This window comes from Thermovibrio ammonificans HB-1, from assembly GCF_000185805.1.
GTDB classification, from domain to species: domain Bacteria; phylum Aquificota; class Aquificia; order Desulfurobacteriales; family Desulfurobacteriaceae; genus Thermovibrio; species Thermovibrio ammonificans.
In genome coordinates this window covers 1,187,816-1,211,758 of record NC_014926.1, presented here as the reverse complement: position 1 = coordinate 1,211,758, position 23,943 = coordinate 1,187,816, and the positions used below count along the sequence as shown (strand labels likewise).

Below are 23,943 nucleotides of genomic sequence, written 5' to 3'. Positions count from 1 at the left end.
CGCGGATTGCGTCGCAATCCCGTCTACTTTTTCGGGCATTTCAACCTAGGATTCTTTACCGCCGAAGGCAGGACAGCCTTGGAGGCCCAGGTCGCAATCCCGTCTACTTTTTCGGGCATTTCAACGGATAGTGTTTGATTTCAATTTTATCTGTTGTAGGATTTTGGTCGCAATCCCGTCTACTTTTTCGGGCATTTCAACCCTAGCTCCCGAAATCTAAAAATCAAGAGGAGGTGGAACATGAGTCGCAATCCCGTCTACTTTTTCGGGCATTTCAACTACTCAGGGTAGCCTCTCAACTCAAAGACAAAGGACTGTCGCAATCCCGTCTACTTTTTCGGGCATTTCAACGGAGGTGCAGAATGAGAGTAGTGAGGAAAGCAGAAAGTCGCAATCCCGTCTACTTTTTCGGGCATTTCAACTCAACAGTAGCTATACTATTACCTTTGATTCATATCTTTTAGATTGTCGCAATCCCGTCTACTTTTTCGGGCATTTCAACTATGAAGATAGAAGATGGGAGGAGAACACCCAGTACTCAGACACGGTCGCAATCCCGTCTACTTTTTCGGGCATTTCAACAAGGTAGTAGCCGAAGCTTTCAAGGTGACCCTCCCTGCGTCGCAATCCCGTCTACTTTTTCGGGCATTTCAACAAAGACTCCCAAGGGTGGAACCTCTATATCGTAGAGAGGTCCAGTCGCAATCCCGTCTACTTTTTCGGGCATTTCAACCCTTGATGGGTAATAGCTATTACAAGCCAAGGTATTCATTTTGGGCTTGAGTTTCATACTCTTGGTTCCCAAGACCTTGGTCCAGTACAAGTTAGATAACCCTAACAAAAAGCCTATTCGATTTTGAAAGACCGACCTTATTTCTAATTTTAATGGTTCCCTTTGTCCTTTTCAACTGGGGTAGATTTTGTGTAAAAATCGGTCTTTTTGCGCTACCTTTAACTTATTTAAAAGTGGGGTTTTAGGAATAAATTTGAGCAAAAATTCAGAATATTTGGAGTTAGGAGGGGAAAACCTCCCCTCCTAATAAGATTTACTGCTTAGAGATGTTTTTAAGTATCAGCTCGTACCGGGGATGGTTGATGTTGTACATTGTGGGAAACTTCTGGTATATGGGGCCGGCATATATGGTTTTTCCGTTTTCCTTCACTTCTACCAGTATTGCAGGGTTTTGGGGCTCGTTAGATGCGGAAGTGTAGCCATTATCGAGAACAAGATGGGGCACAATGTACAGTATCTTAATCTCGAGCCCTCCGTAGTTGACCGTTTGTCCTTTGGAAACTTTGAACTCTTTAACAACTTTTCCTGTAGTTTTATCAACTATATCTATAGTTGCGTGTTTCCAAGTTTTCTGAACTTCCGGAGGAATGTTTATCGGCCTGTCGAACTTTGTTAAGTTCTTACCCGAGTGCATTGCCATTAAGTCGCCACCCATTCCTCCGTGGATTGGTGGGTGTCCCTGAGGGAGGGTAGAGTTCCCGCCGGTTACTCCCACGTTGGGGTGTCCGGGAGGCATCTGCATACCGCTCATGCCGCTGTTTATCGGCGGGTGTCCGGGCGGGAGTTTTTCGTTTCCGTTTATCGGCGGGTGTCCCGGAGGGAGTTGGGAGTTTTTGTTGTTTTCTAAGGCTGTTAGAGGTTGGGGTTTAAGCGCTTCCTTTTGGGCTTGTTCCTGGGTTTTCTCTTGGGTGTTCATAGAGGTGTTTTCTTTACCACAGCCTGCTACGGCGGCGGTTGAGAAAGCTGCCAGGGCTAAAATGCCTAACGCCTTTTTCTTCATCGCACTCTCCTTGGGTTGGTGTTGGTTTTCAATTGTAACAAAAGAGTAAACGTTTGAAAGTTCTGATAAGAGGGACTTTCTTGATAGTGATTTTCTATTTTACGAATAGCTTTTTAGAATTATAGGGGAACTTTTGAAGGAGGTGGTTTGTGGAGAGAAGGGAGTTTTTAAAAGTTGCCGGATTGACCGTTCTTGTTGGTTTAGGCGTAGAGGTTAAAGGGGCTGAAGGAAAAGAGCTCTTCAAGCCCGTTTTAATATTTGACCAGGGTAAGTGTATGAGCTGTAAGGCCTGCATGGCGGCCTGCCAGCTTGAGCACGGCCTTAACGAGACCCCTGAAATTAACCTGTTCTGGATTGAGGAGAAGGAGCTCGGGGAGTACCCGAAGGCGAAGCTCATATTCTCTCAGGAGAAAATCTGTAAGCAGTGTTTTGAGCACCCTTGCGTTTCCGCCTGTCCGTTTAACGCCATTTCTGTTGGCCGCGGCGGCGTAGTTGTTATAGACGACTCTAAGTGTACCGGCTGTGAAAAGTGCGTACCTGCCTGTCCGTTTAACGCCATTGTTATGGATAAGGGGAACAAGGCGCGTAAGTGCGATATATGTTTTGAGCGTACCGTAAAGGGAGGAGACGTTCCCAGGTGTGTGGCGGTTTGCCCGAGCGGCGCTTTGGTTTTCGGGAACCTCTATAAACCTTCCGGGCCCTTGGCTCAGCTGTTGAAAGATAGACCCGAAGTAGCTAAGGCTCTTTTAAAGAGCCATCACGCCGAGCTGGTTCCGGCGGTAGAAAGGGGGAATCCTTACCTTTACCCCGAAACTAAAAAGCCCAAGGGCGACAGGATTGTAAATACTGTCTGCTTGGCCTGTAACGCCCGTTGCGGTTTAAGGGTGGCCGTTAAAGATGGGAAGCTTGTTCAGGTAGACGGAAATCCTTACCACCCTTACAACCGTTCCGGTAGAGAGATTCCCTACACCACTTCCTTGAAAGAGAGCTTCAAGGCCGTAGCTACAACCTGTGCTAAACCTCAAATGGATAACGACTATCTTTACAACCCCTACAGGATTACCCGGCCTTTAAAGCGGATAGGAAAAAGAGGGGAGGGTAAGTTCAAACCTATCAGCTGGGAGCAGCTTATAAGGGAGGTTTCGGAGGGCGGATACCTGTTTAAGGAGATAGGCGATAACCGTTACTATCCCGGAATAAAAGACGTTCTCTCCGATGAACCGGTTGACCCTGCCGACCCCTACCTTGGTACTAAAAGGAACCAGCTGGTTTGGTTCACCGGCCGTTCCCAGGCCGGTAGGAGCCACTTTATTAAGCGCTGGGTTTTCGGGGCTATAGGCTCAAAGAACTACATAGCCCACACCGATATTTGCGGTATCGGCTTTAGAATGGGCAACTACGCCCTTTCCGACGGTAAGCAGGTTGAGTTTAAGGCCGACTACTGGAAGGCAAAGTATATGCTGGTTTTCGGTTCCAATGTCTACTCCGCCCAGCAGCCCGGAGTTAATACCTCCGGTGCAATTATTGCCCGTAGAATAGCCGCAGGTGAGCTTAAACTGGTTCTCGTTGACCCGAGGGCTCCCAAGGCTATAGCTCATGCCCACGATTGGCTTCCGGTAAAGCCCACCAAAGACGGCCCGCTGGCCATGGGCTTTATAAGGGTTATGCTGGAGAATGGCTGGTTCGATGAGGACTTCCTCTCCATTCCCTCTATGAAGGCGGCCGAAAAGGCCGGTAGGAACGTTTTTACCAACGCTACCCACCTTGTTATTGTTGATGAAAACCACCCGGAGGTAGGTAGGTTCTTAAGGGTTAAAGACGTAGAGGGCCTTAAGGGGAGTCCAAACGAAGAGGTTGTTATAGACCCCAAAAGCGGCAGACCCGTTGCCGCCTCTGAGGTGGATAGGGCTCTTCTGGAGTGGGAAGGAGAGGTAGGCGGGATTAAGGTTAAAACCGCTTTCAAGATTATGAAAGAGAGCGTTATGAAGCATCCGCTCTCTTTCTACGCCCGGGAATCGGGCATTCCCGAGGAGAAGATTAAGAAAGTTGCCAAGGAGTTCTGGGAGCACGCCCCCTACTCGGTTGCTTTCGCCTACCACGGAGGGGGTAACTACGTTGGAGGCCTTTACGCCAGCTACGCCCTTGCTATGATGAACGCCCTTGTGGGCAACATTAACAGGGAAGGAGGTTATCTGTGTAGGGGTAAAGGGGCCGCCAGCTGGCAGAAGGGGCTCTACAACCTTAAGAGCTTCCCCGGCGCTAAAAAGCCTAAGGGCGTTAAGATTTCCCGTGAAAAGGCCGTTTACGAAAAGAGCAGGGAGTTTAAGGAGAAGGGGTATCCCTCTAAGCTTCCGTGGTTCCCCTTCACCAAAGGCGGCCTTTCGGTTTCTGCCATTTCGGGGATAGACCAGAAGTACCCTTACCCGGTTAAGGTGGTAATTACCTATTTCTCCGACCTAATCTACAGTATGCCCGGCGGCAGGCGGTTCATAGAGACCCTTAAAGACCCCGATAAAGTTCCCCTTTACATTTCGGTTGATACTACCATTAACGAAACCAACATCTACGCCGATTACATAGTGCCCGACGTAACCTACCTTGAGGGCCATTACGGCTTTTTAACCCCCCACGCTCCCGGCTGTTGGTTCACCGCCGTTAGAACTCCGGTTGTTGAACCTCTGGTAGGTAAAACCAAAGACGGCAGGCCTTTCTGCCTTGAGACTTTCCTCATAGATGTTGCCCGCCACTTGAAACTGCCCGGTTACGGCGAAAGGGCCATACCCGGAAAAAACGGCAAGCTTTATCCCCTTATAAGGGCCGAGGACTACTACCTGCGGGGTATTGCCAACCTCGCCGAGAATGCCGGCCTGAAGGAGGCCTCTGAAGAGGAGATTAGGTTCGTTGAGGAGAACTACCCCGTTGCTAAGTTTAAAGGGATTCTCTCTGAAAGTGAGTGGAAGAAGGTATGTACGCTCCTTGTTAGGGGCGGGGTGTTCAGGCCCATAGAGGAGACTTTTGACTCTAAGGGGAACTTTAAGTTCGGTATCCCGAAGGTCCATATCTGGAACGAGAGGCTCGGAACCAGCAGGAACTCCCTTACCGGCGAGAGGAACTGGGGAACTTTGAGGTTTTATCCTTCCACCGACTACTTCGGGGAGCCCGTAGAGGAGCTCGACAGAGACTATCCGTTTAACGTTATTACCTATAAGTCTGCCCTCCACACCCAGTCGAGGACAATCTGCTACAACCAGGCCCTTGTTTACGAGCCCGACTTCAGCTTGAAGATTAACCCTGCAGATGCCGAAAGGCTCGGCCTTAAAACCGGTGATAGGGTTAGAGTTTTCTCCCGCTCCAACAGGAAAGGGGTGGTTACTACGGTTAAGGTCACGAACCTTGTTCGTCCGGGAACGGTTGCCTACTCCCACCACTTCGGCCACTGGCAGCACGGGGCTTCCCCCGTTTACATAGAGAACGCAAGTTCTGTGATGCTCGGCGGCACCAAGGTGTGTAACGGCAACTGGACCAAGGTTGACCCCAGGAGGGGTGTTGGAGTTACAATGAACAGGCTCACAAGGAGAGACCCTAAGATGTTTGATTTGCCCCTTGTTGAGCCCATTTCCGGCATTCCGGACTTTAGCAGTACCAGGGTTAAGATAGAAAAGGTGTAGGAGGGTGGTATGAGGAAAGCGCTGCTCGCACTTTCGGCCGTTCTTATTGCCTCCACCGGTGCAGGGGCTCAAGAGGTTTCCACTCAGGAGATTCTTCAGAAGCTCCAGGCTCTTGAGCAGAAGGTCCAGCAGCTTGAGAAGGAGAACCGCCAGCTGAGGAAACTCCTTTCCGAAAGAGGGTATGCCGTTTCTCCCGGAAGGAGCACAACCGACCGTTTAAAGGTTGGTGGAAGGGTTCTCTTTAGGGGCACTTACTCTGAGAACGAGGGGAAAACCATCTGGGGAGACCCTGCTAACGGTTTTACCGTTCGTAAGGCGCGCCTCTTTGTAAGCGGCAAGGTGAACGACGATACCAAGTTTAAGATTATGATAAGGGCCGACAGGGGGGCTCCGGTTGAGCTGTGGGATGCCCATTTAACCTACTCCCCCTCTTACCTCCCCTTCGGTGTAAAGATGGGACTGTTTAAGGTTCCCCTTTCCCTCAGCTACTTAAAGAGCGGAACCAAGCTCTCGCTGCCCGAAAGGCCGGTTGCCGTTAACTGGATTGCACCCGTTTGGCGCGATGTTGGAGTTGCCCTCCAAACGAAACCCCTTTACGGCGTGAAGTTCACCGCGGCCGTTATTAACGGCGACGGCTGGAACAGCTCCAAAATCTACAACCAGGACGGTAAGTACGCTTACGTTTTTGCGGCAGACGCCAAGCTCGTTTCAAACGACAGCTATGGTTTAAGGTTCAGGCTCGGCTACGAAGGCGGAACGGACCACTCTCCCAAGCTGGTTTACACCAAGTACGGCGCCGTTTCTGTTAAGCGCCACCTTATAGATGCCGAAACGGAGCTCTCTTTGAAGGATTACGGTCTTACTTTCATGGGCGGTTACCTGTTTGACAACCCTACAGATGCCAAAAGCAGCACCGGAGCTTCCGTATTCCTCGGGAATGCAAAGGGCTACTACATTCAGGTAGACTGGGGAACCTTCTTCGACCCGAAGCTCCACCTTGTTGGCCGCTACTCCTGGGTTGACCCCAACGACAACGTAGACGACTCCTACGATGTAGATTACACCACCTTTGGCTTTTACTACCTGATTCACGGCTGGCAGACGGCTCTCAGAGCCTCTTACACCTTTGCCCATGAGCGTCACGGCTCCGGAACGGCGAACAACCTCCTGACTACAGAGTTTCAGCTTCTCTTTTAGGTGGTAGGGTTGAAGGAGATAACCGCCTTTTGGGGAATTGCCCTTACGGGCGTTAGCGGCGTTTACCTTTTACGTCCGCAGGTTTGCAAAAGGGTCCTCTCCATGATGGAGGACCCTTCTTTTGTTATTGTTTCCGCTTGGTTTTCCGTTGTTTTGGGGGCTCTGTCGATTGCCTTCGGAGGGGACGGCCTTGAGATGGGCATAGGGGGCGTTTTCCTTCTGACCGGACTCTACAGGCTGGCCTTTCCCGAGCGCGTGGGAGGGCTTGCCCGCACCTTTAAAGAGAGGCCCTACATACCGCTGATGATTTCCTTTATCTCTTTTTTAGTGGGCCTTTTTCTCCTTAAACGGGCTTACGGAGGTGTTTAATGAGAAAGTTTCTTGCCCTTTTAGCCGCCGTTTTAACGGCTCAGAGCGCCTTCGGGGCGGTTTACAGGCTTACCGAAACCGTAGACTTGAAGCCTCAACCCGATGCACGGCTTGTGGAGCTCTGGATTCCGGTGCCCTACCAGAACAGGTGGCAGAAGTTGAAGGAGCTAAAAGTTGAAGCTCCCGAAGGCTTCATCCTTAAGAAAGGGGAAGAGTACGGGAATAGTTACCTTTACTTAAGGTGGGAAGGGCCCCTTAAAAGGCCGGTTAGGGTGAGGGTAACTGCCGTTGTTGAAAGAAGCGAGGTCTCACCTACCAAAAGGGGTTGCCCGGTTCCCCTACGCTACTACCTGTCCGACAGGCTCGTTCCCGTTGAGAAGTTTAAGGAGCTGGCCCGGCAGATAACCGCCGGTAAGAAGACCGACCTTGAGAAGCTCAGGGCCATTTACAACTACGTTGTTACCCACATGAAGTACGATAAGTCTGGAAAAGGGTGGGGCCGGGGAGACGCAGTTTGGGCCTGCGACGCAAAGAGGGGGAACTGCACCGATTTTCACTCCCTCTTTATAGCCCTCTGCAGGGCCGTAGGTATTCCGGCCGTTTTCGAGATAGGTATCCCCGTTAACAGGAGCGGCCTTGTTAAAGGCTACCACTGTTGGGTTCTTGCCTTTCCCAAAGGTTACGTTTACGGGATAGACGCTTCCGAGGCGGCAAAGAACCCCAGGAAGAGGGACTACTACTTCGGCCACCTTGACGACCACAGAATAGGGATGACCCGGGGGAGAGACCTTCTGCTCAATCCCCCGCAACACGGCGATAGGCTCAACTACATGTACAAGGCCTACGAAGAGATAGACCTTCATCCTGTCCCTACGGGAGTTAAAACCTACTTCTTTGTTGAGAAGCTCAGGTAGTCTTCGGGCCGTTCGGCCCTTTTCCCCCTTGACAAACCGCTCTCCTCTCATACATTTATTACCAGCGATTAGCACTCACTAAAAGTGAGTGCTAAAAACCAGAGAAGGAGGGTGAGGGATGAAGCTGAAGCCGCTTTACGACAGGGTTGTTGTAAAGAAGATAGAGATGGAGCAGAAGACTGCCGGAGGAATCATTCTGCCCGATACCGCTAAGGAAGAGTCCCAAATCGGAGAGGTTATCGCCGTAGGAGAGGGAAGACTCCTTGAGAACGGCGAGATAAGGCCTCTTAAGGTTAAAGAGGGCGATAAGGTCCTCTTCAGCAAGTACGCCGGAAACGAGGTTAAAATCGACGGCGAAGAGCTTCTCGTAATCCGCGAGGAAGACATCCTCGCAATCGTTGAAGAGTAAAAAAACCACAAAAAGGAGGTGAGGGATGGCTGGAAAAGAGATTCTCTTCAGCAATGAGGCAAGGCAGAAGATAAAGGCTGGTGTAGATAAGCTTGCAAACGCCGTTAAGGCTACAATGGGTCCTGGCGGAAGGAATGTTGTTCTTGAGAGGAAGTTCGGCTCTCCTGTAGTTACCAAAGACGGTGTAACCGTTGCCAAGGAGATTGAGCTTCCCGACCCGGTAGAGAACATCGGCGCTCAGCTTGTAAAAGAGGTTGCCCAGAAAACTGCCGACAAGGCCGGTGACGGAACAACCACCGCTACCGTTCTGGCTCAGGCCATTTACGGCGACGGCCTCAAGTTCATCACTGCAGGCGACAACGCCATCGAGGTTAAGAGGGGAATCGACGAGGCCGTTAAGGTAATCGTTGACGAAATCAAGAAGATTGCCAAGCCGGTAGAGACCAAGGAGCAGATTGCTCAGGTAGCTACCATTTCTGCAAACTACGACAGGGAAATCGGCGAGCTCATCGCCGAAGCTATGGACAAGGTAGGTAAAGAGGGTGTTATCACCGTTGAAGAGGCTAAGGGCCTTGAGACCACCCTCGAAGTTGTAGAGGGTATGCAGTTTGACAGGGGTTACCTCTCTCCCTACTTCGTAACCGACCCCGAGAAGATGGAGTGCGTTCTCGAGAATCCCTACATCCTGATTTACGGTAAGAAAATCAGCAACATCAGGGAGCTTCTGCCGGTTCTCGAGCAGGTTGCAAGGGAAGGAAGGCCCCTCCTCATCATCGCCGAGGATGTAGAGGGTGAAGCTCTTGCTACCCTCGTAGTTAACAAGCTCAGGGGAACACTCCAGGTTTGTGCAGTTAAGGCTCCCGGCTTCGGTGAGAGAAGGAAGGCTATGCTCCAAGACATTGCGGTTCTCACAGGCGGAACTGCAATCCTTGAAGACCTCGGCATCAAGCTCGAGAACGTTACGCTCGACATGCTCGGTCAGGCCGATAAGGTTGTGGTTGACAAGGAGCACACCACAATCATCGGCGGTAAGGGTAAGCCCGAGGAGATTGAGGCAAGGATTAAGCAGATTAAGGCCGAGCTTGAAAAGGCTACTTCCGAGTACGATAAGGAGAAGCTCCAGGAGAGGCTTGCCAAGCTTGCAGGCGGCGTAGCAATCATCAAGGTTGGTGCCGCTACCGAGGCCGAGCTTAAGGAGAAGAAGGCTCGCGTAGAAGACGCACTCCACGCTACAAGGGCCGCAGTTGAAGAGGGTATCGTTCCCGGTGGTGGAACTGCTCTCATCGCCGCTGCAATGAAGCTCGACGACCTCGTTAAGGAGCTCGACGAGAAGGGCGAAATCGACAAGAAGCACGGCGTTGAGATTGTGAAGAAGGCCGTAGAGGCTCCGCTCAGGCAGATTGCCGACAACGCAGGATACGCCGGACAAGTTATCGTAGAGAAAGTGAAGGAGCTCATCAAGGAGAAAGGTGTAGAGTGGGGCTTCAACGCCCGTAAGGGTGAGTTTGAGAACTTGGTAGAGGCCGGCGTTATCGACCCTGCCAAGGTTGAGAGGGTTGCAATCCAGAACGCCTCCTCTGCAGCAGGCCTCCTGCTCACCACCGAGGCTACGGTAACCGAGATTCCCGAGAAGGAGGAGAAGAACCCGGCAGGCGGAATGCCCGAGTTCTAAGGCCGGGTTTGGCGAATAAAAAGGGGGGCTTTAAGCCCCCCTTTTTTATTTACCTGATAAACGGTTCTTAAGACACCTTCCGGTCTAAGAGCTTCACGTCTGCGTGAACGTCCATCTGCGGATAGGGAATCGAGATGCCCTCTGCGTCGAACCGCTCCTTAATCCTCTCGAGCAGGTCGCTCCTTACAGCCCAGTAATCTTCCCTCTTTACCCACGGCCTTACGTTGAGGTTTATGCTGCTGTCTGCAAGCTCGGCCACCGAAACGGAAGGGGCTGGCTCCTTTAAAATCCTCGGGTCGCTGTTTAGAATCTCGTAGAGAACCTCCTTCGCCTTCTTGATGTCGTCGTCGTAACCTATGCCGATAACCAGGTCGATTCTCCTTATGGGCTCTGCAGAGTAGTTTTTTATGCTCCCGGAAGTTATCGAAGAGTTGGGAACGAAAATTCTGACGTTGTCGGGTGTCCGTAAGGTTGTATTAACTATCCCAAGAGCTTCAACCGTTCCGCTTACCCCTCCTGCCTCTATGAAGTCGCCCACCTTAAAGGGCTTTAAAAAGAGTATTAGAACGCCGGCTCCTATATTGGACATGTTGTTCTGAAGGGCAAGGCCCACCGCCAAGCCTACGGCGCCTACTATGGCGGCAAAAGATGTTGTGTTGATTCCGAGGGTTCCGAGGGCCGCGATGATTACGAGGATTAAGAGCAGGAAGTAGGCGGCGTTCCCGAGGAACTTAACCAGGGTTTCGTCTACGTCGGCCTTCTTTAAGGCAACTTCGAGCAGGTCGGCGAGCTTCCTTACCACCCACCTTCCGATAATGAATACCGCCAAGGCTCCGAGGATTTTTACCGCGTAGCCTACGGCGATGGAGATGTAGCTTTCCATGCTTCCCCCCTTTCTTAGATTTTGGCTAAGTATAACAGGGGGAAGATGGTTAATGAGCCTTAATTATTTGGTGAGGAGGGTGAAGGCCGGGAGGCCCCGGCCGGAGGGTTAGCTGTAGAGCTCTTTAAGGTCGGGGTATAGGGGGTGCTTGCCGCAGATTTCGAGGACTTCTGCTTTTACCCTCTCTATTACCCCTTCGTCGTTAATGTTCTTGAGAACTTCGGCTATGAGCTGGGCGATTCGCCTTGCCTCGTCCTCCCTGATGCCCCTTGAGGTTATCGCCGGGGTTCCTATTCTTATACCGCTCGTTACGAAGGGGCTGCGGGTGTCAAAGGGGATTGTGTTCTTGTTAACCGTAATGTTCGCCCTGCCGAGGGCCGCCTCGGCCTCTTTTCCGGTAATGCCTTTATCGGTAAGGTCAACGAGCATAAGGTGGTTGTCGGTTCCGCCGGATACGAGCCTGAAGCCCTGGCGTTGAAGCTCCTCTGCCATTGCCTTTGCGTTCTTAACAATCTGCTCCTGGTACTTCTTAAACTCCTCCGACTGGGCCTCTTTAAAGGCTACCGCTTTTGCGGCTATAACGTGCATTAGGGGGCCTCCCTGAAGGCCCGGGAAAACGGCCTTGTCTATCTCTTTTGCGAACTCTGCCTTGCACATTACAACGCCGCCCCTTGGGCCCCTTAGGGTTTTGTGGGTTGTTGTGGTAACGAAGTGGCAGGCCTCTATCGGTGAAGGGTGAAGTCCGGCAACAACAAGGCCTGCAATGTGGGCAATATCCGCAAGGAGGTACGCTCCCACCTCGTCTGCAATCTCCCTGAACTTATCAAAGTCGATGACCCTGGGGTAGGCGGAAGCTCCGCAGATTATCATCTTCGGCTTGTGCTCTTTGGCAAGCCTGTAAACCTGATCGAAGTCAATCGTTTCCGTGTCTTTCCTTACCCCGTACTGAACAACGTTGAAGTACTTACCGGTCATGTTTACGGGAGAACCGTGGGAGAGGTGACCTCCGTGGGAGAGGTTCATCGAAAGAATAGTGTCGCCGGGCTTTAAAGTTGCAAGGTATACGGCCTGGTTCGCCTGAGAGCCGGAGTGGGGCTGAACGTTTACGTGCTCGGCGCCGAAAAGCTCTTTACACCTCTTTATCGCAAGCTCCTCGGCGATATCTACACACTCGCAACCTCCGTAGTAGCGCTTACCCGGGTAACCTTCGGCGTACTTGTTGGTTAAAACGCTTCCTTGGGCCTCCATAACTGCCGGAGAGGTAAAGTTCTCCGAGGCAATCAGCTCAAGGTGCTCGTTCTGCCTTTTAAACTCACACTTGAGGGCGTCGAAAATTTCAGGGTCAACGGCCTTAAGGTGTTTCATCTAACTATCCTCCACATTCGTTTTTCTCGATTTCAGAGATTTTCTTTATCCTTCTTTCGTGTCTTCCGCCGTCGAAGGGAGTTTCGAGCCATGCTTTTACAATCCTCTTTGCGAGTTCTTCACCTATAACCCTTCCCCCTAAACAGAGGACGTTTGCGTCGTTGTGGTGCCTGCTCATCTCGGCGGCGTAAACGTTGTAGCACAGTGCCGCCCGAATTCCCTTAACCTTGTTTGCCGCAATTGAAATTCCTATTCCAGTTCCGCAGATAAAAATTCCCCTGTCGGCCTCTCCGTTGACTATTCCCTTGGCGGCCTTGTAGGCGAAATCGGGGTAATCTACCGACTCTTCAGAAAAAGTTCCGTAGTCTATGTACTCGATTCCCAGCTCCTCAAGGTACGATTTAATAACTTCTTTGAGCCTAAAGCCTCCGTGGTCGCAGGCAAGGGCTATTCTCATCTCTCACCTCCTTTGGTGGCGATATTATCCTACATTAGTAGGTAGAGTGTTAAGGCTCTACATAGTGCGATACCCTTTCGCCTGTTCGGCCGCCGGGCGTAAAAGGCCGACTGTGCTTTTATAGCCGTTATTAATCGTTGCCGGAGGTTTAGTTGGCTAAGGGATTTCTCCTTACCGTTGCCGGGTTCGACCCTACAGGCGGAGCCGGAATTTTAAGGGACTGTGCAACTTTCCGCAGTTTTGGCTTTCTGGGTAGTGCAGTTATCACGGCAAACACGGTTCAGAATACGAAAGGGGTTAAAAGAGTTGAGTTTACAGAGGGCGACTTCCTGATAGAGCAGCTTGATGCCGTTCTCGAGGAGCTCCCCCCCAAAGGGGTTAAGCTGGGCCTTCCCCACCGCGAGGAGCGGGTAAACAGGGAGATAGCCCGCCGAATAGAGTCCTTGGCCGTTCCCGTTGTGTTCGACCCCGTTCTGGCCCCCACTTTCGGCAGGGAGTTCGTTGAGGACCCGGAGGCAATAGCGCCCCTAATGGAAGTTGCCACCGTAGTAACTCCCAACTACTCCGAGTTCAAAAGGCTCAAGCCGCTCTTCGGGGAAGTGTTTAGTGAAAAGGTTGTGGTTGTGAAGGGAGCTCCTAAGGGAGAAGCAGAGGTTGAAGACCTTTTAATCGTTAAAGGGGAAATCGTTGCCAGGGTGGCCCATAAAAGGGACGATAGGGTTGTTAGGGGAACCGGCTGTGCCTTCTCGTCTGCCTTAACTGCCTTCCTTGCAGAGCCTAAGGGCGTTGTAGAGGCCTTTGAAGGTGCAGTCTCCTTTGTGGGCTCACTCAGGGAAAGCGCCTTTGTCTTAAACGGCTGGAAACAGCTCTACCCGCTGCTTTAGCCTCTTTGATACTATAATGAACGTTGAATTGCTATTCGGAGGGGTAAGGTGGAAGGGTTTGAGTTTAGGTTCCTGCTGAAAACCTTACTCTTCCTGGTTCTGGCCTTCCTGATTTTCGGGGGCGTGAGCCTTGCCTTCCTGCTTGGCTCTTTCCGTTAATTGGTGCCCGGGGCGGGACTCGAACCCGCACGCCCGTAAGGGCAGGGGATTTTGAGTCCCCCGCGTCTGCCAGTTCCGCCACCCGGGCTTTCCGACCCTCTATAATATAGAGATTCTTCCGCTAAAACTCAACATCGGTAAAGGGGTCTGAACTATGAACTATAGGGTCGGTTTTATCGGCGGCGGGAATATGGCCGAGGCCTTTATTTCCGCTTTTGTTGAAGGGGAGTTTCTGCCTCCCGGGAACATCTTCGTTTCAGACGTTAGGCCGGAAAGGCTGAAGGAGCTTCAAACCCTCTACGGCGTAAACACCACTTTAAACAACAGCGAGGTTGTTTTAAACAGCGACATCCTCTTCCTTGCCGTTAAGCCCCAAGTTATGCCTGCCGTCCTCAGGGAGATTGCCGAGGTTGTAACGCCGGCACAGGTGGTTGTCTCAATGGCCGCAGGCTTCCCTATGAGGAGCATAGAGGCCCTTTTGGGCGACGATAAGAAAATCGCCAGGATTATGCCCAACATAATGGTGAAGGTTCGTAGCGGGGTTGTTGCCTACTGCGATAACAGCAGGCTCCTCGATGAGGAGAGGGAGAGGGTTTTGAGCCTTCTGGAAGTTACCGGTGCTGTCTTTAGGCTCTCCGAGTCCCTGTTTGACGCCGTTACCGCTGTTGCCGGAAGCTCACCGGCCTTCTTCTTCGCCATTATAGAGGCTGCCTGCGACGGCGCCGTAAAGGTGGGGCTGCCCCGGGATGTGGCCAAGGAGATGGTTTTGAAGGTCCTTGAAGGGTGTGTGAAAATGGCCGCCGACGAGCATCCCGAGGTTCTCAAAGACAGGGTTACCTCTCCCGCCGGAACAACGATAGAGGGGCTTTTTGCCCTTGAGAGGGGCGGGGTGAGGGCCTCCATCATAGAGGCGGTGTCGGCCGCCTGCAGGCGCTCCAAGGAGATTTCGGACCTTATAGAGAAGAGCCTTGGTTAGGCCCGAAATTCGGTTCTACAGGCGTTTTCAAAAGCCGGAAGGGTTTGCCTCTTTCGAGATTGCTGCCGGAGAGAGCGACCTCTGGATTGCTGTTCCGAAAGGCGTTCCGGTTGTCCCGTTGAGAGAGGCCCTTCTGGAACGCCTCTTGCAGGTTAGAGCTCAGATTGAGGAGTTCGGGAGAAGGCGCAGGGAGTTCATTACTTCCCTTGAGCCGGTTGAGGTTCCGCTTTTTGCTCCTGCAGTTGTTAGGAAGATGGCTTCCGAAGCGGCCCGGGTGGGCGTTGGGCCTATGGCGGGCGTTGCAGGGGCTATCAACTTCTTCCTTGCAGACCTCTTTGAGGAGTTCGGCGCAGAGGAGTTTATCGTTGAAAACGGCGGCGACGTTTACGTTCACCGCCGGCAGCCCTTTACCGTTGCCCTCTTTCCCCCCGGGGCGGTGAGGCTCACCTTGGGGTTGGAGCTTCCCTCCGGCACCTGGGGTATCTCAACCTCCTCAAGGAGGATAGGTCACTCCTTGAGCCTCGGAAACGCAAGCCTTGCAACTGCCGTGTGCCCCGACCCGGTTCTGAGCGACTGCTGTGCCACCTACTTGGGAAACTCAACCTCCCCCGAAGATGCCCGCCAAAGGGCGGAGAGACTCTACAGGGAGCTGAAAGTCTGCGGCGTTGTGCTGATAGAGGGGAAGTTCGTCTTTGCGGGGGATTTAAGGTTTGTGAAGCTCGTTTAGTTTAGGGGGAGCTTCCTCTCCACCTGTTCTATTACTGTAGTGTCAACCTCTGCCCGAATCAGCCCTTCGGCGTCTTTACACTCGGCGAGGATTCTGCCCCACGGGTCTATCACGGCCGAGCAGCCTCCCATCTCCTTTCCGGTGCCGTTTGCCCCTACGAAGAAGCGTTGAAGCTCTATTGCCCTTGCCCTCAGCAGGTACGACCAGTGCTCCCTGCGCGCCCGACCCCACTGGGCTGGGACGGTAAAAACCTCCCCTCCGAGCTCTTTCAGCCTGCTTAAAACCTCGTAGAACCTCAGCTCAAAACAGATAACCGGGGCGAGAACTCCCAGCGAGGTTTGGGCCACCTGTACCTCCGATAGCCGACCCTCGGTGAAAAAGATGTGTTCCCTGCCGGGCTTGAAGAGCTTCACCTTTGGCCTTGAGAGCACCTCCCTTCCCCTGTCCAGCACCTTTACGCTGTTGAAGAGCTTCCCGTTAATTTGCTCGTAGCCGGTGATAACAACCGTTAATTCAAGGCCTTTGGAGAAGTTTTGAAGCTCCTCAAACACCCTTTCGGAGAACTTAACCGCCCTCTCTATCTCCTCGTAACAGAAGGCGGTTGCCGCAACTTCCGGAAAAACCACAAGAGAGCCCTTCTCACAGAAGTTCAAAAAGGTAAGGAGCTTGCTGTAATTGGCCTCGAACCTGCACGGCAGAGACTCAAACTGAACCGCATAGCAGCTGAACTTCACAGCTTCTCCTCAAGGAGCTTCCTCCCCCCCTTCCTCTCCCACACAATCTCACAGTAGCGCTTCCTGCCCGACCCTTCCTTGTAGTAGAAGTAGTGCATCGGCTCCTTCTTGTAGTACTCCCTGTGGTACTCCTCTGCCGGGTAGAAGTTCTTAAACGGTTCAACGGCAACCCTTACGGGTTCATCAAACAGGCCGCTTTCAGAGAGCACCTTGAGGGCCTTTTCGGCAAGCTCTTTTTGCTCCTCTGTGTGGTAAAAGATTACCGGCCTGTACTGGCTTCCCCGGTCTGCAAACTGGCCTTTGGAATCTGTCGGGTCTATTGAGGTGAGGAAGGCAATCAGGAGCTCTTTGTAAGAGGTCTTGTCGGGGTCGTAAACAACCTGAACCGCCTCAACGTGGCCCGTCTCCCCCGAACACACCTCCTCGTAAGTGGGGTTTTCGGTGTGGCCTCCGGCGTAGCCGGGAACGGCCTTCTCAACCCCTTCAACCTTGCTCATGGCCTCCTCTATGCACCAGAAGCACCCGCCTGCAAAAGTTGCAACCTCTCTACCCATTCTCAACCACCTTTATCCTTTCTGCGGCCTCTTTCGCCTTCCTCCTTGCCTCCTCTACAGTTTCGCCCCTGGCAACCACAACTCCCATACGCCTCCTTGGCCTTGTTGTGGGCTTGCCGAATATCCTCACCCACACGTTGGGCTCTTCGAGGGCTTGGGCAACACCTTCGTAGGCCGGGGCAACGCTGTTCTTCGTCCCGTGGAAACAGTAAGAGGCTCCCGGGGATATGAGCTCAATGTGAATCGGAAGGCCCAGAATGGCCCGTAGGTGAATCTCAAACTCACTCATGTTCTGGCTCGCCATCGTTACCATTCCCGTGTCGTGGGGCCTGGGCGAGACCTCGCTGAACCACACCTCGTCTCCCTTTACGAAAAACTCGCACCCGAAGATTCCGTAGCCTCCCAAGGCATCTGTAACCGCCTTGGCCATCTCCTTGGCCTTCTTTAAAGCGGCCTCGCTCATCGGCTGTGGCTGCCAGCTTTCATGGTAGTCGCCGTCTACCTGCCTGTGGCCTATGGGCTCGCAGAAGAGCGTTCCCTGGTTCCTGGTCCTTACTGTGAGAAGGGTAATCTCAAAGTCGAAGTTTATGAACTCCTCTATAATAAGGGCGTTACCCTTGCCCCTTGCGTTCTCCTTTGCGTACCTGAATGCCCACTCGAGCTGTGATGGTTCCCTGACAACGCTCTGCCCCTTGCCGGAAGAGCTCATAACCGGCTTAACCACAACCGGGTAGCCGAGCTCCTCTACGGCCCTTTTAAACTCTTCGAACGTTTCGGCAAACCGGTAGGCCGAGGTTTTGAGCCCCAGCTCTTCGGCCGCAAGCCTCCTTATGCCTATTCTGTCCATCGTTAACTTTGTAGCCCGGGCGCAGGGAACAACCGTGAACCCCTCCTTCTCGAGCTCTACGAGCATGTCGGTGTCTATCGCCTCTATCTCGGGCACTATAAAGTCGGGCTTCTCCCTGTAAACGATGTTCCTTATCTGCCGGCCGTCCCTCATGTCTATAACGTAGTAGCGGTGGGCAACCTGTTGGGCCGGGGCGAACTGGTAGGAGTCAACTGCTATCACCTCAAGGCCCAAACGCATCGCCTCTATAGCGAACTCCTTTCCGAGCTCTCCGCTCCCGAGGAGCATCACCTTTGTTGCGTTGTGGGCAAGGGGTGTTCCTATCCTCATCTTGAACCTCCGGTTATCGGCAGATTAGCTTTATGCGGGCGTTAAGCTCTATTTTACTAACGGTCCCTTTGGTGAGCCTGGGTTTTCCCAGCTCTACGCTACTTAGGGTGCAGTGTCTGTTTAACACTCTGCTAACGGCGTTTGCCTCTTTAAGCGCAAGTTTTAGGGCTTTCCGCTTTACCTTCTGGCGGGCGGCCTCGAGCTCCTTTTCGGGAACCTGCCAGAAGGGGGTTCCCAGGCTGAAGGTAAAGTTTGCGGCCTCCCGGGCTCGGCTCAGACTCTTGGCCACCTCCGTTTCGAGTGTAGGGTCCTTTACGAACACCCACAGGAGCTCCCTTCCGGAGAAGCCGGCCACCTCGTACCTGCTCCAGGAGTCAACGGGTGCCACCGTAACCGAAACCCTTTTAAAGGAGAAGCCGTCTCTCTTTAGGTAGTCTTGAGGGGCTTGAAGGCCCTGGATAACCTCTCCCCTTGTCCTTCCGAAGCTTACCACCTTTACCGGAATTACGAGCCTGTTCCCTTTTACCTCTACGCAGGCCTTTAAAACCTCCTTCACGGTTAGCGGCGCTCCGTAGGCTGCGGCAGTTGAGGCTAAGAAACACAGAAGGGCGACTAACCTTTTCACCTTTACTCCCCTAAAGGGCTTTCCCAAATTATAGCCGCCCGAGTGCCGCCTGAAGGATTAGCAGGAAGAAGGGAAAGGTTACCGTTGATACGAAGATTACCGATGCCGCAAGCCGGGGCGAGCGGTTGAACTGTTCGCAGAGAACGTAGTTGAGAATCGCCGACGGCAGGGCCGACTGAACTATCAGCGCCTTTGCCATCTGTGGAGGGCACTTTAGAAGTGAGACAACTGCTGCGGCAGATGCCGCTCCCCCTACGAACCTTACCGCCGTTGCGGCCACCGCCTCTTTGAACTCTTCAACCGATATTCTGGAGAGTGAAATCCCTATGGACACAAGCATAAGCGGCATTGTGGCGTTTCCGGTGAGCTTAAGGGTCTTTTCTATTCCCGGAGGCAGGTAAACCCCTTTGAGCAGGAAAGAGAGCACTGCTGCGTAAACCAGCGGTATTTTGAGGGCCGCCTTTAGGCCCTCTCGAAGGTTGTCGCTGTTTAAAACGGCGATTCCGAGGGTAAAGTGGAGAACGGCCATTACAACCATGTAGTTGACCGCTATCGGCAGTGCAGGCTCCCCGAACATCAGGTAGATGAGGGGAATTCCCAGATACCCTGCGTTCATCACCGTTGCCGAGAGCTCAAAGGCCGGGTTTCTCTTGCCCAGGAACACCTTCTCTACGGCTGCCGACGCCGCAAGGACCAGCACGAACACTCCCAGTGCGGTCAGGAAGATGCAGGTAAAGCTCTTTAGGCTAACGGATACCTCCCTGAAGGAGGAGAAGATGAGAGCCGGTGCAAACAGGTAGAGGACGAGGAAGGAAATCGTCTTTGTTTCCAGCTGCGGCTTTGCCTTTCCGATGAGGAAACCCAGGCCCACAAGCAGGTAGAGGGGAAGGATTACGTTGAGGAGCAGCTGGGTCATTTCAGCTTCTCGCCCCTTACCCGTTCGTTTCCCGTTCTGCAGGTGAATCCCAGCTGGTCTAAGTACTCAAGGAGCGGAACGGCGAACTTCCTGCTTATGCCGAGCCTGTCTTTGAACTGGCTGACGGTTATCCTCTCCTGGCCGGAGAAGAGCTCCTTCAGGGCCGTTACGGCCGTTTCAAGGGCCTCGGGAGCCATGAGGAAGTCGGCAAACCTGTGGAACCCTTTGTGCCTTTTCAAGTAAGAGGCTACAGCGTATGCCTCCTCTTCGGGAACCGATAGCTCCTTTGCGAGCTCTTTTACGGTCGGCGGCTTTAGCCCCTTCTCCCTTACCGACTCCTCTGCCCTCTCAACGAGGCCTTTCCACCTGCCTTCGGGAGACGGGGTAAAGCCCGTGAGCTTCAGGCTCCCCTCCAGCTCCTCTAACTTTCCTTCCTCCTTGAGCTCTCTTATGGCCCTTTCGAATAGCTCCTTGGGGGCCTTTAACTTGCCCCTGACCGACTCTTTGCCGGGCCCTTCCAGGATTGGCGTTTTGGAGTGAAACTCCTCTATCAGCTTTAGGGTTTGAGCCTTTAGCTCTTTCAGGTGGTCTGCCGGGTAGAGCTTCTCCTCCGACACCAGAACTCTCTTTTCCCCTTTCAGCCTTTCAACAAGGCTTTCCACTTCCTCGGGGGAGAGGGCTGTAAACTGGACCAGCTCCCTGGGTGAGAGCCTGCCGGGAAGCTCCTCTACGAGCTTTAAAACGATTTCCTCTGCGTTTTTTTCGGTGAAGGGCTTAAGTAGCTCCTTCCACTTTTCTGCAAAGCGCCTGCGGAACTTCCCCGGCGGTAGCGGGTTGAGTATCTCTCCTCCTCCGATGACCCTTGCGGGAGAGTAGTGTCTCACTACGAAGCGGTCTTTAAACATGGGGACAACTTCCCCTTTCAGCCTTATCTGAACGAGGGCCGACTCTCCGGGGAGAAGCTCCTGGCGGTCTATGAGGAAAACCTCGCCCTCCACCTCCTTTGTAAGGTGGTGAAAGTGAACTTTATGGCCGCTTGTTACTATAACGTCGGCGTCTTTGGAGAGCTTCAAAACCGCGTCTACCTTATCGGTAGGCTTCAGGTAATCCGGCGTTGCAAGTAGGTCTCCCCTCTTAACCTCTTCCTTTTTAAGGTCGGGAACGTTAACGGCCGTTCTCTGACCGGCTACTGCCTCCTCTACGGGCCGGCCGTGAACTTGAACGGAGCGGGCCTTAACCTCCCTTCCCGCCGGCAGGAGCTCCAGCCTGTCTCCCGCCCGCAACCTTCCCGAAAGGAGCGTTCCCGTAACTACGGTTCCGAATCCCTTCACGGTAAACGAACGGTCAACCGGAAGTCTCAGGATACCTTCTGCCCTTTTGGGCTCTACCTCTTCGGCCACTTCCGCTATTACCCGTTTCAGCTCCTCTATTCCCTCACCGGTTTTAGAGGAGACGGCAACAACCGGGGCCTTTTCCAGGAAGGTGCCCTTTGTGAACTCCTCAACCTCCTCCTTAACAAGCTCCAGCCACTCGGGCTCCACTGCGTCCTTTTTGGTTAGAACCACTATTCCCCTTTTGGTTCCGAGGCTTTCGCACACGGTCAGGTGCTCTTTTGTCTGGGGCATTATCCCCTCGTCTGCCGCCACAACGAAGAGGACCATATCCAGCCCGTGGGCACCGGCAACCATGTTCTTTATGAACTTCTCGTGGCCGGGAACGTCCACTATACCGGCCACCGTGCCGTCGGGGAGCTCGAGCTTCGCAAATCCCAGGTCTATGGTCATTCCCCGGCGCTTCTCCTCCTCCCACCTGTCGGTGTCTACGCCGGTGAGAGCCTTTACAAGGCTCGTTTTACCGTGGTCTATGTGGCCGGCAGTTCCTATAACGAGGAACTTTTTACTTTGCATAGTCTACGGCCCTCGTTTCCCTTATAACGGTAATCTTAATCTGACCCGGGTATTGAACCTCCTCCTCGATTTTCTTGGAAATCTGGTGTGCCAAGAACGCCGCCTCTTCGTCGGTAATCTTGTCGGGCTCAACCATAATCCTGATTTCCCTTCCCGCCTGGATTGCAAAGGCCTTCATAACGCCCGGGAACGACTCGGCTATACTCTCGAGCTTCTCTATCCTCTTGATGTAGGCCTCAAGGCTCTCCCTTCTCGCTCCGGGCCTTGCTGCAGAAAGGGCGTCGGCTGCTGCAGCACACACCGACTCTATCGTTGTGAACTCCACCTCTCCGTGGTGGGCGGCTGCGGCGTTAACAACCGCCTCGGGCTCGCCGTACTTTTTGAGGATTTCGGAGCCGATTATGGCGTGGGAGCCTTCAACTTCGTGGGTTACCGCCTTTCCGATGTCGTGGAAGAGTCCGGCCCTCTTGGCGAGCTGGACGTCTGCTCCGATTTCGGCGGCAATCATTCCGGCGAGGTAGGCAACCTCTTTAACGTGCTGGAGAACGTTTTGGCCGTAGCTCGTTCTGAACTTCAGCCTGCCCAGGAGTTTCTTCAGCTCTGGGTGGACGTTGTCTATTCCCAGCTCGAAGAGCACCTCTTCGGCGGCGTTGATTATCTCCTGCTCAATCTCCTGCTGAACCTTCTCTACAACCTCCTCTATCCTTGCGGGGTGGATGCGGCCGTCTGCAACAAGCCTTTCTAAGGCTATTCTGGCTATTTCACGCCTTACGGGGTCGAAGCACGAGATTGTTACCGCCTCCGGCGTGTCGTCTATTATCAGGTCTACTCCGGTGGCAAGCTCAAAGGCCCTTATGTTCCTTCCTTCCCTTCCGATTATCCTTCCCTTCATCTCGTTGTTGGGAAGGTCTACAACGGTTACGGTTGTTTCAGCAACTATGTCGCTTGCGAGCCGCTGTATTGTGGTGGCCAGTATCTTCTTGGCCCGTTTTTCGGCGCTCTGCTCAAACTCCTCCTCTATCCTCTTGAACTTCACCGCAAGGTCCCTGCGGATTTCCTCCTCCATCCGCTTCATCAGCTCCTCTTTCGCCTCTTCACGGCTCATCTGGGCTATCTCTTCGAGTTTCTTAACCTCCTCGTCTATGAGCCGCGACAGCTCAACCTCCTTCTCGAGGAGCTCCGCCTCGAGCCTCTCCACCTCGCTCCTCTTCTCCTCCAGTTCCGCCTCGAGCTTATCGAGGAACTGGGCCCTTTTGTCTAAGCTCTCCTCCCTCTTATCAAGGGCCGACTCCCTCTTGTCTAAGTACTCTTCTCTGCGCAGGAGCCTCTTTTCGAGCTCGGCAACCTCTCTGCGCTTTTCTTTAAGCTCTTCCTCTATCCGCTCCCTCTCTTTAAGGAGCTCCTCCTTTGCCTCAAGGAGTGCCTGTTTTTTCATCTCGTCGTAGCGCTTTTGGGCCTCTTTTACGGTCTCTTCGGCCTTCTTCTTGAGCTCCTGGGCCTCCTGCTTGGCCCTTTCTACGATTTGGTTTGCCTCTTCCTTTGCCCTTTCAACGATTTCCCTTTCAAGGTTTTCCTTGATTTTCTGGCCCCTTTTGGTGCCCACAACGTAGCCCCCGGCAAGGCCCGAGAGCACTGCAAATATCGCAACCAGTATCGATTCCATTACGTCCTCCTTAGGGTTGTTTTATCTGTAACTATCCAGTCTACAGGTTGGTCGAAGGGCTCTACGGGAATTGCGTCCAGCAGTTGGAAGTGGAAGCAAACACCAATTTTGTCCTTTACCGGCGCAGAGGCAAGGAAGCGGTCGTAGTAGCCGCCTCCGTACCCGAGCCGGTAGCCCTTTTTGTCGTAGCCCAGGGCGGGAACTACAACCGCTTCGGGCGTTCCCTCCCTCTGGGGGCTGTATGGGGGTTCCGGGATGTTGAAGGCTCCCGGGGAGAGCTGGTCGAGGTTGTCAACTTCAACGGCAGCTATTCTCTCTTTTAAAACTTTGGGAAAGTAAAGTTTAACGCCGTTTTCGAGCAGCTCTCGGGCGAGGGGGGTTAGGTCGGGCTCCCCTTTAATGGGCCAGTAGAGCATTACCGATTTCGGCGAGAGCTCCCGGAGGAGCCGTTTCAGGTTCTCTTCTACCCTGCGGGATAGGGCTTGAAGCTCTTGTTGGGTGAGCTGTAACCTCTTTTTCAGGAGGTAAGACCTTAAACTCGCTTTTGTATGCACATCCTCTACCCCTTCTTAGAGTAAGGGGCATAAGAGGGAGCTTAATCCAGCTCTTTAACCTGGCTTGAGATGAGGAGCTTCGCTCCTTCCTCCAGCCTCTTTATCTCCTCTCCGAGCTCCTTAATCTGGGTTTTAAGGGCTTCGTTCTCGTCAAGCAGGTAGAAGCAGGCAACAACCAGGGCCTTATCGAAGGTGACCCTGCTGTTGCCCTGCCGAATCCTCTCTACCATACTCTCTATTTTCTGGGCCAGCTTCTTTACGTACTCAGGGTCTCTGTCGGTCTTTATGTTAAACTTCCGGCCGCTTATTACCACTTCTACTGTCTGGGGTAAGCTCACAC

At 53.1% G+C, this 23,943-nt stretch carries 22 protein-coding genes, 1 tRNA gene and 1 CRISPR repeat array (1 of these 24 running past the window's edge); of the genes, 9 read left to right on the top strand and 14 right to left on the bottom strand.

What is annotated here, in order from left to right:
- A CRISPR array of direct repeats spans nucleotides 1-733; the repeat unit is 35 nt; unit sequence GTCGCAATCCCGTCTACTTTTTCGGGCATTTCAAC (it extends 304 nt beyond the left edge of the window).
- Between the two features lie 313 nt (nucleotides 734-1,046).
- Nucleotides 1,047-1,793 (bottom strand): DUF2155 domain-containing protein, encoded by a 747-nt coding sequence (locus THEAM_RS06180; protein ID WP_013537977.1) that lies wholly within the window; start codon nucleotides 1,791-1,793, stop codon nucleotides 1,047-1,049.
- A 149-nt stretch (nucleotides 1,794-1,942) separates the two neighbouring features.
- Here THEAM_RS06180 and THEAM_RS06175 point away from each other — a divergent pair, with 149 nt between their 5' ends.
- The 6 genes from THEAM_RS06175 (at nucleotide 1,943) to groL (ending at nucleotide 10,022) form a co-directional block, all read left to right on the top strand.
- Complete coding sequence (locus THEAM_RS06175) at nucleotides 1,943-5,461, top strand: 4Fe-4S dicluster domain-containing protein (protein WP_013537976.1); 3,519 nt, start codon at nucleotides 1,943-1,945, stop codon at nucleotides 5,459-5,461.
- Nucleotides 5,462-5,470: 9 nt separating this feature from the next.
- Nucleotides 5,471-6,658 carry a porin gene (locus tag THEAM_RS06170; protein ID WP_013537975.1) on the top strand — a complete coding sequence of 396 codons (1,188 nt, stop codon included), beginning with the start codon at nucleotides 5,471-5,473 and terminating at the stop codon, nucleotides 6,656-6,658.
- Nucleotides 6,659-6,667: 9 nt separating this feature from the next.
- Nucleotides 6,668-7,027, top strand: a complete 360-nt coding sequence (locus THEAM_RS06165; protein ID WP_013537974.1) for a hypothetical protein — start codon at nucleotides 6,668-6,670, stop codon at nucleotides 7,025-7,027.
- Nucleotides 7,027-7,941, top strand: coding sequence for a transglutaminase-like domain-containing protein (locus THEAM_RS06160; protein WP_013537973.1), 915 nt, complete (start codon nucleotides 7,027-7,029; stop codon nucleotides 7,939-7,941). Before THEAM_RS06165 ends, THEAM_RS06160 begins: the two co-directional genes overlap by 1 nt.
- A 118-nt stretch (nucleotides 7,942-8,059) precedes the next feature.
- Complete coding sequence (gene groES, locus THEAM_RS06155) at nucleotides 8,060-8,350, top strand: co-chaperone GroES (protein ID WP_013537972.1); 291 nt, start codon at nucleotides 8,060-8,062, stop codon at nucleotides 8,348-8,350.
- A gap of 25 nt (nucleotides 8,351-8,375) precedes the next feature.
- Complete coding sequence (groL, locus tag THEAM_RS06150) at nucleotides 8,376-10,022, top strand: chaperonin GroEL (protein ID WP_013537971.1); 1,647 nt, start codon at nucleotides 8,376-8,378, stop codon at nucleotides 10,020-10,022.
- A gap of 67 nt (nucleotides 10,023-10,089) precedes the next feature.
- Here groL and THEAM_RS06145 read toward each other — a convergent pair whose 3' ends face one another.
- The 3 genes from THEAM_RS06145 to rpiB form a co-directional block, all read right to left on the bottom strand.
- A complete protein-coding gene (locus THEAM_RS06145) occupies nucleotides 10,090-10,905 on the bottom strand; it encodes a mechanosensitive ion channel family protein (RefSeq protein ID WP_013537970.1) in 816 nt (271 codons plus the stop codon).
- A gap of 108 nt (nucleotides 10,906-11,013) precedes the next feature.
- Nucleotides 11,014-12,270, bottom strand: coding sequence for a serine hydroxymethyltransferase (locus THEAM_RS06140; RefSeq protein ID WP_013537969.1), 1,257 nt, complete (start codon nucleotides 12,268-12,270; stop codon nucleotides 11,014-11,016).
- A gap of 4 nt (nucleotides 12,271-12,274) precedes the next feature.
- Complete coding sequence (gene rpiB / locus THEAM_RS06135) at nucleotides 12,275-12,727, bottom strand: ribose 5-phosphate isomerase B (RefSeq protein ID WP_013537968.1); 453 nt, start codon at nucleotides 12,725-12,727, stop codon at nucleotides 12,275-12,277.
- Nucleotides 12,728-12,879: 152 nt separating this feature from the next.
- On the opposite strand from rpiB, the gene THEAM_RS09465 reads away from it, so the two are divergent.
- Nucleotides 12,880-13,611 carry a hydroxymethylpyrimidine/phosphomethylpyrimidine kinase gene (locus tag THEAM_RS09465; protein ID WP_013537967.1) on the top strand — a complete coding sequence of 244 codons (732 nt, stop codon included), beginning with the start codon at nucleotides 12,880-12,882 and terminating at the stop codon, nucleotides 13,609-13,611.
- 160 nt (nucleotides 13,612-13,771) lie between these two features.
- Here the strand turns inward: THEAM_RS09465 and THEAM_RS06125 are convergent.
- Nucleotides 13,772-13,858 (bottom strand) — tRNA-Leu (locus THEAM_RS06125).
- A gap of 66 nt (nucleotides 13,859-13,924) precedes the next feature.
- Here THEAM_RS06125 and proC point away from each other — a divergent pair.
- Nucleotides 13,925-14,746, top strand: a complete 822-nt coding sequence (gene proC / locus THEAM_RS06120; RefSeq protein ID WP_013537965.1) for a pyrroline-5-carboxylate reductase — start codon at nucleotides 13,925-13,927, stop codon at nucleotides 14,744-14,746.
- Nucleotides 14,739-15,473 carry a UPF0280 family protein gene (locus tag THEAM_RS06115; RefSeq protein WP_013537964.1) on the top strand — a complete coding sequence of 245 codons (735 nt, stop codon included), beginning with the start codon at nucleotides 14,739-14,741 and terminating at the stop codon, nucleotides 15,471-15,473. The genes proC and THEAM_RS06115 overlap by 8 nt, the downstream gene beginning before the upstream one ends.
- On the opposite strand, the gene THEAM_RS06110 is transcribed toward THEAM_RS06115, so the two are convergent.
- The 9 genes from THEAM_RS06110 to THEAM_RS06070 are packed head-to-tail and all read right to left on the bottom strand — an operon-like array spanning nucleotide 15,470 to nucleotide 23,941.
- On the bottom strand, nucleotides 15,470-16,207 hold the full coding sequence (locus THEAM_RS06110; RefSeq protein WP_013537963.1) for a nitrilase-related carbon-nitrogen hydrolase: 738 nt from the start codon (nucleotides 16,205-16,207) through the stop codon (nucleotides 15,470-15,472). The genes THEAM_RS06115 and THEAM_RS06110 overlap by 4 nt on opposite strands.
- Entirely contained in the window at nucleotides 16,204-16,761 is a 558-nt protein-coding gene (gene msrA, locus THEAM_RS06105) for a peptide-methionine (S)-S-oxide reductase MsrA (RefSeq protein ID WP_013537962.1), read from the bottom strand. The genes THEAM_RS06110 and msrA overlap by 4 nt, the downstream gene beginning before the upstream one ends.
- Nucleotides 16,754-17,938, bottom strand: coding sequence for a formate-dependent phosphoribosylglycinamide formyltransferase (gene purT, locus THEAM_RS06100; protein ID WP_013537961.1), 1,185 nt, complete (start codon nucleotides 17,936-17,938; stop codon nucleotides 16,754-16,756). The genes msrA and purT overlap by 8 nt, the downstream gene beginning before the upstream one ends.
- A 13-nt stretch (nucleotides 17,939-17,951) precedes the next feature.
- On the bottom strand, nucleotides 17,952-18,563 hold the full coding sequence (locus tag THEAM_RS06095; RefSeq protein ID WP_157629618.1) for a hypothetical protein: 612 nt from the start codon (nucleotides 18,561-18,563) through the stop codon (nucleotides 17,952-17,954).
- A gap of 28 nt (nucleotides 18,564-18,591) precedes the next feature.
- Nucleotides 18,592-19,479: an AEC family transporter gene (locus tag THEAM_RS06090; RefSeq protein WP_013537959.1), complete on the bottom strand. Its 888-nt coding sequence runs from the start codon at nucleotides 19,477-19,479 to the stop codon at nucleotides 18,592-18,594.
- The gene (gene selB / locus THEAM_RS06085; protein WP_013537958.1) at nucleotides 19,476-21,386 is read right to left on the bottom strand and encodes a selenocysteine-specific translation elongation factor; all 1,911 of its coding nucleotides are present in this window, start codon (nucleotides 21,384-21,386) and stop codon (nucleotides 19,476-19,478) included. The genes THEAM_RS06090 and selB overlap by 4 nt, the downstream gene beginning before the upstream one ends.
- Entirely contained in the window at nucleotides 21,376-23,049 is a 1,674-nt protein-coding gene (rny, locus tag THEAM_RS06080; RefSeq protein ID WP_013537957.1) for a ribonuclease Y, read from the bottom strand. The genes selB and rny overlap by 11 nt, the downstream gene beginning before the upstream one ends.
- Nucleotides 23,049-23,603, bottom strand: a complete 555-nt coding sequence (locus THEAM_RS06075) for a 5-formyltetrahydrofolate cyclo-ligase (RefSeq protein WP_013537956.1) — start codon at nucleotides 23,601-23,603, stop codon at nucleotides 23,049-23,051. Before THEAM_RS06075 ends, rny begins: the two co-directional genes overlap by 1 nt.
- 41 nt (nucleotides 23,604-23,644) lie before the next feature.
- A complete protein-coding gene (locus tag THEAM_RS06070; RefSeq protein WP_013537955.1) occupies nucleotides 23,645-23,941 on the bottom strand; it encodes a cell division protein ZapA in 297 nt (98 codons plus the stop codon).
- Between the last annotated feature and the right edge of the window lie 2 nt (nucleotides 23,942-23,943).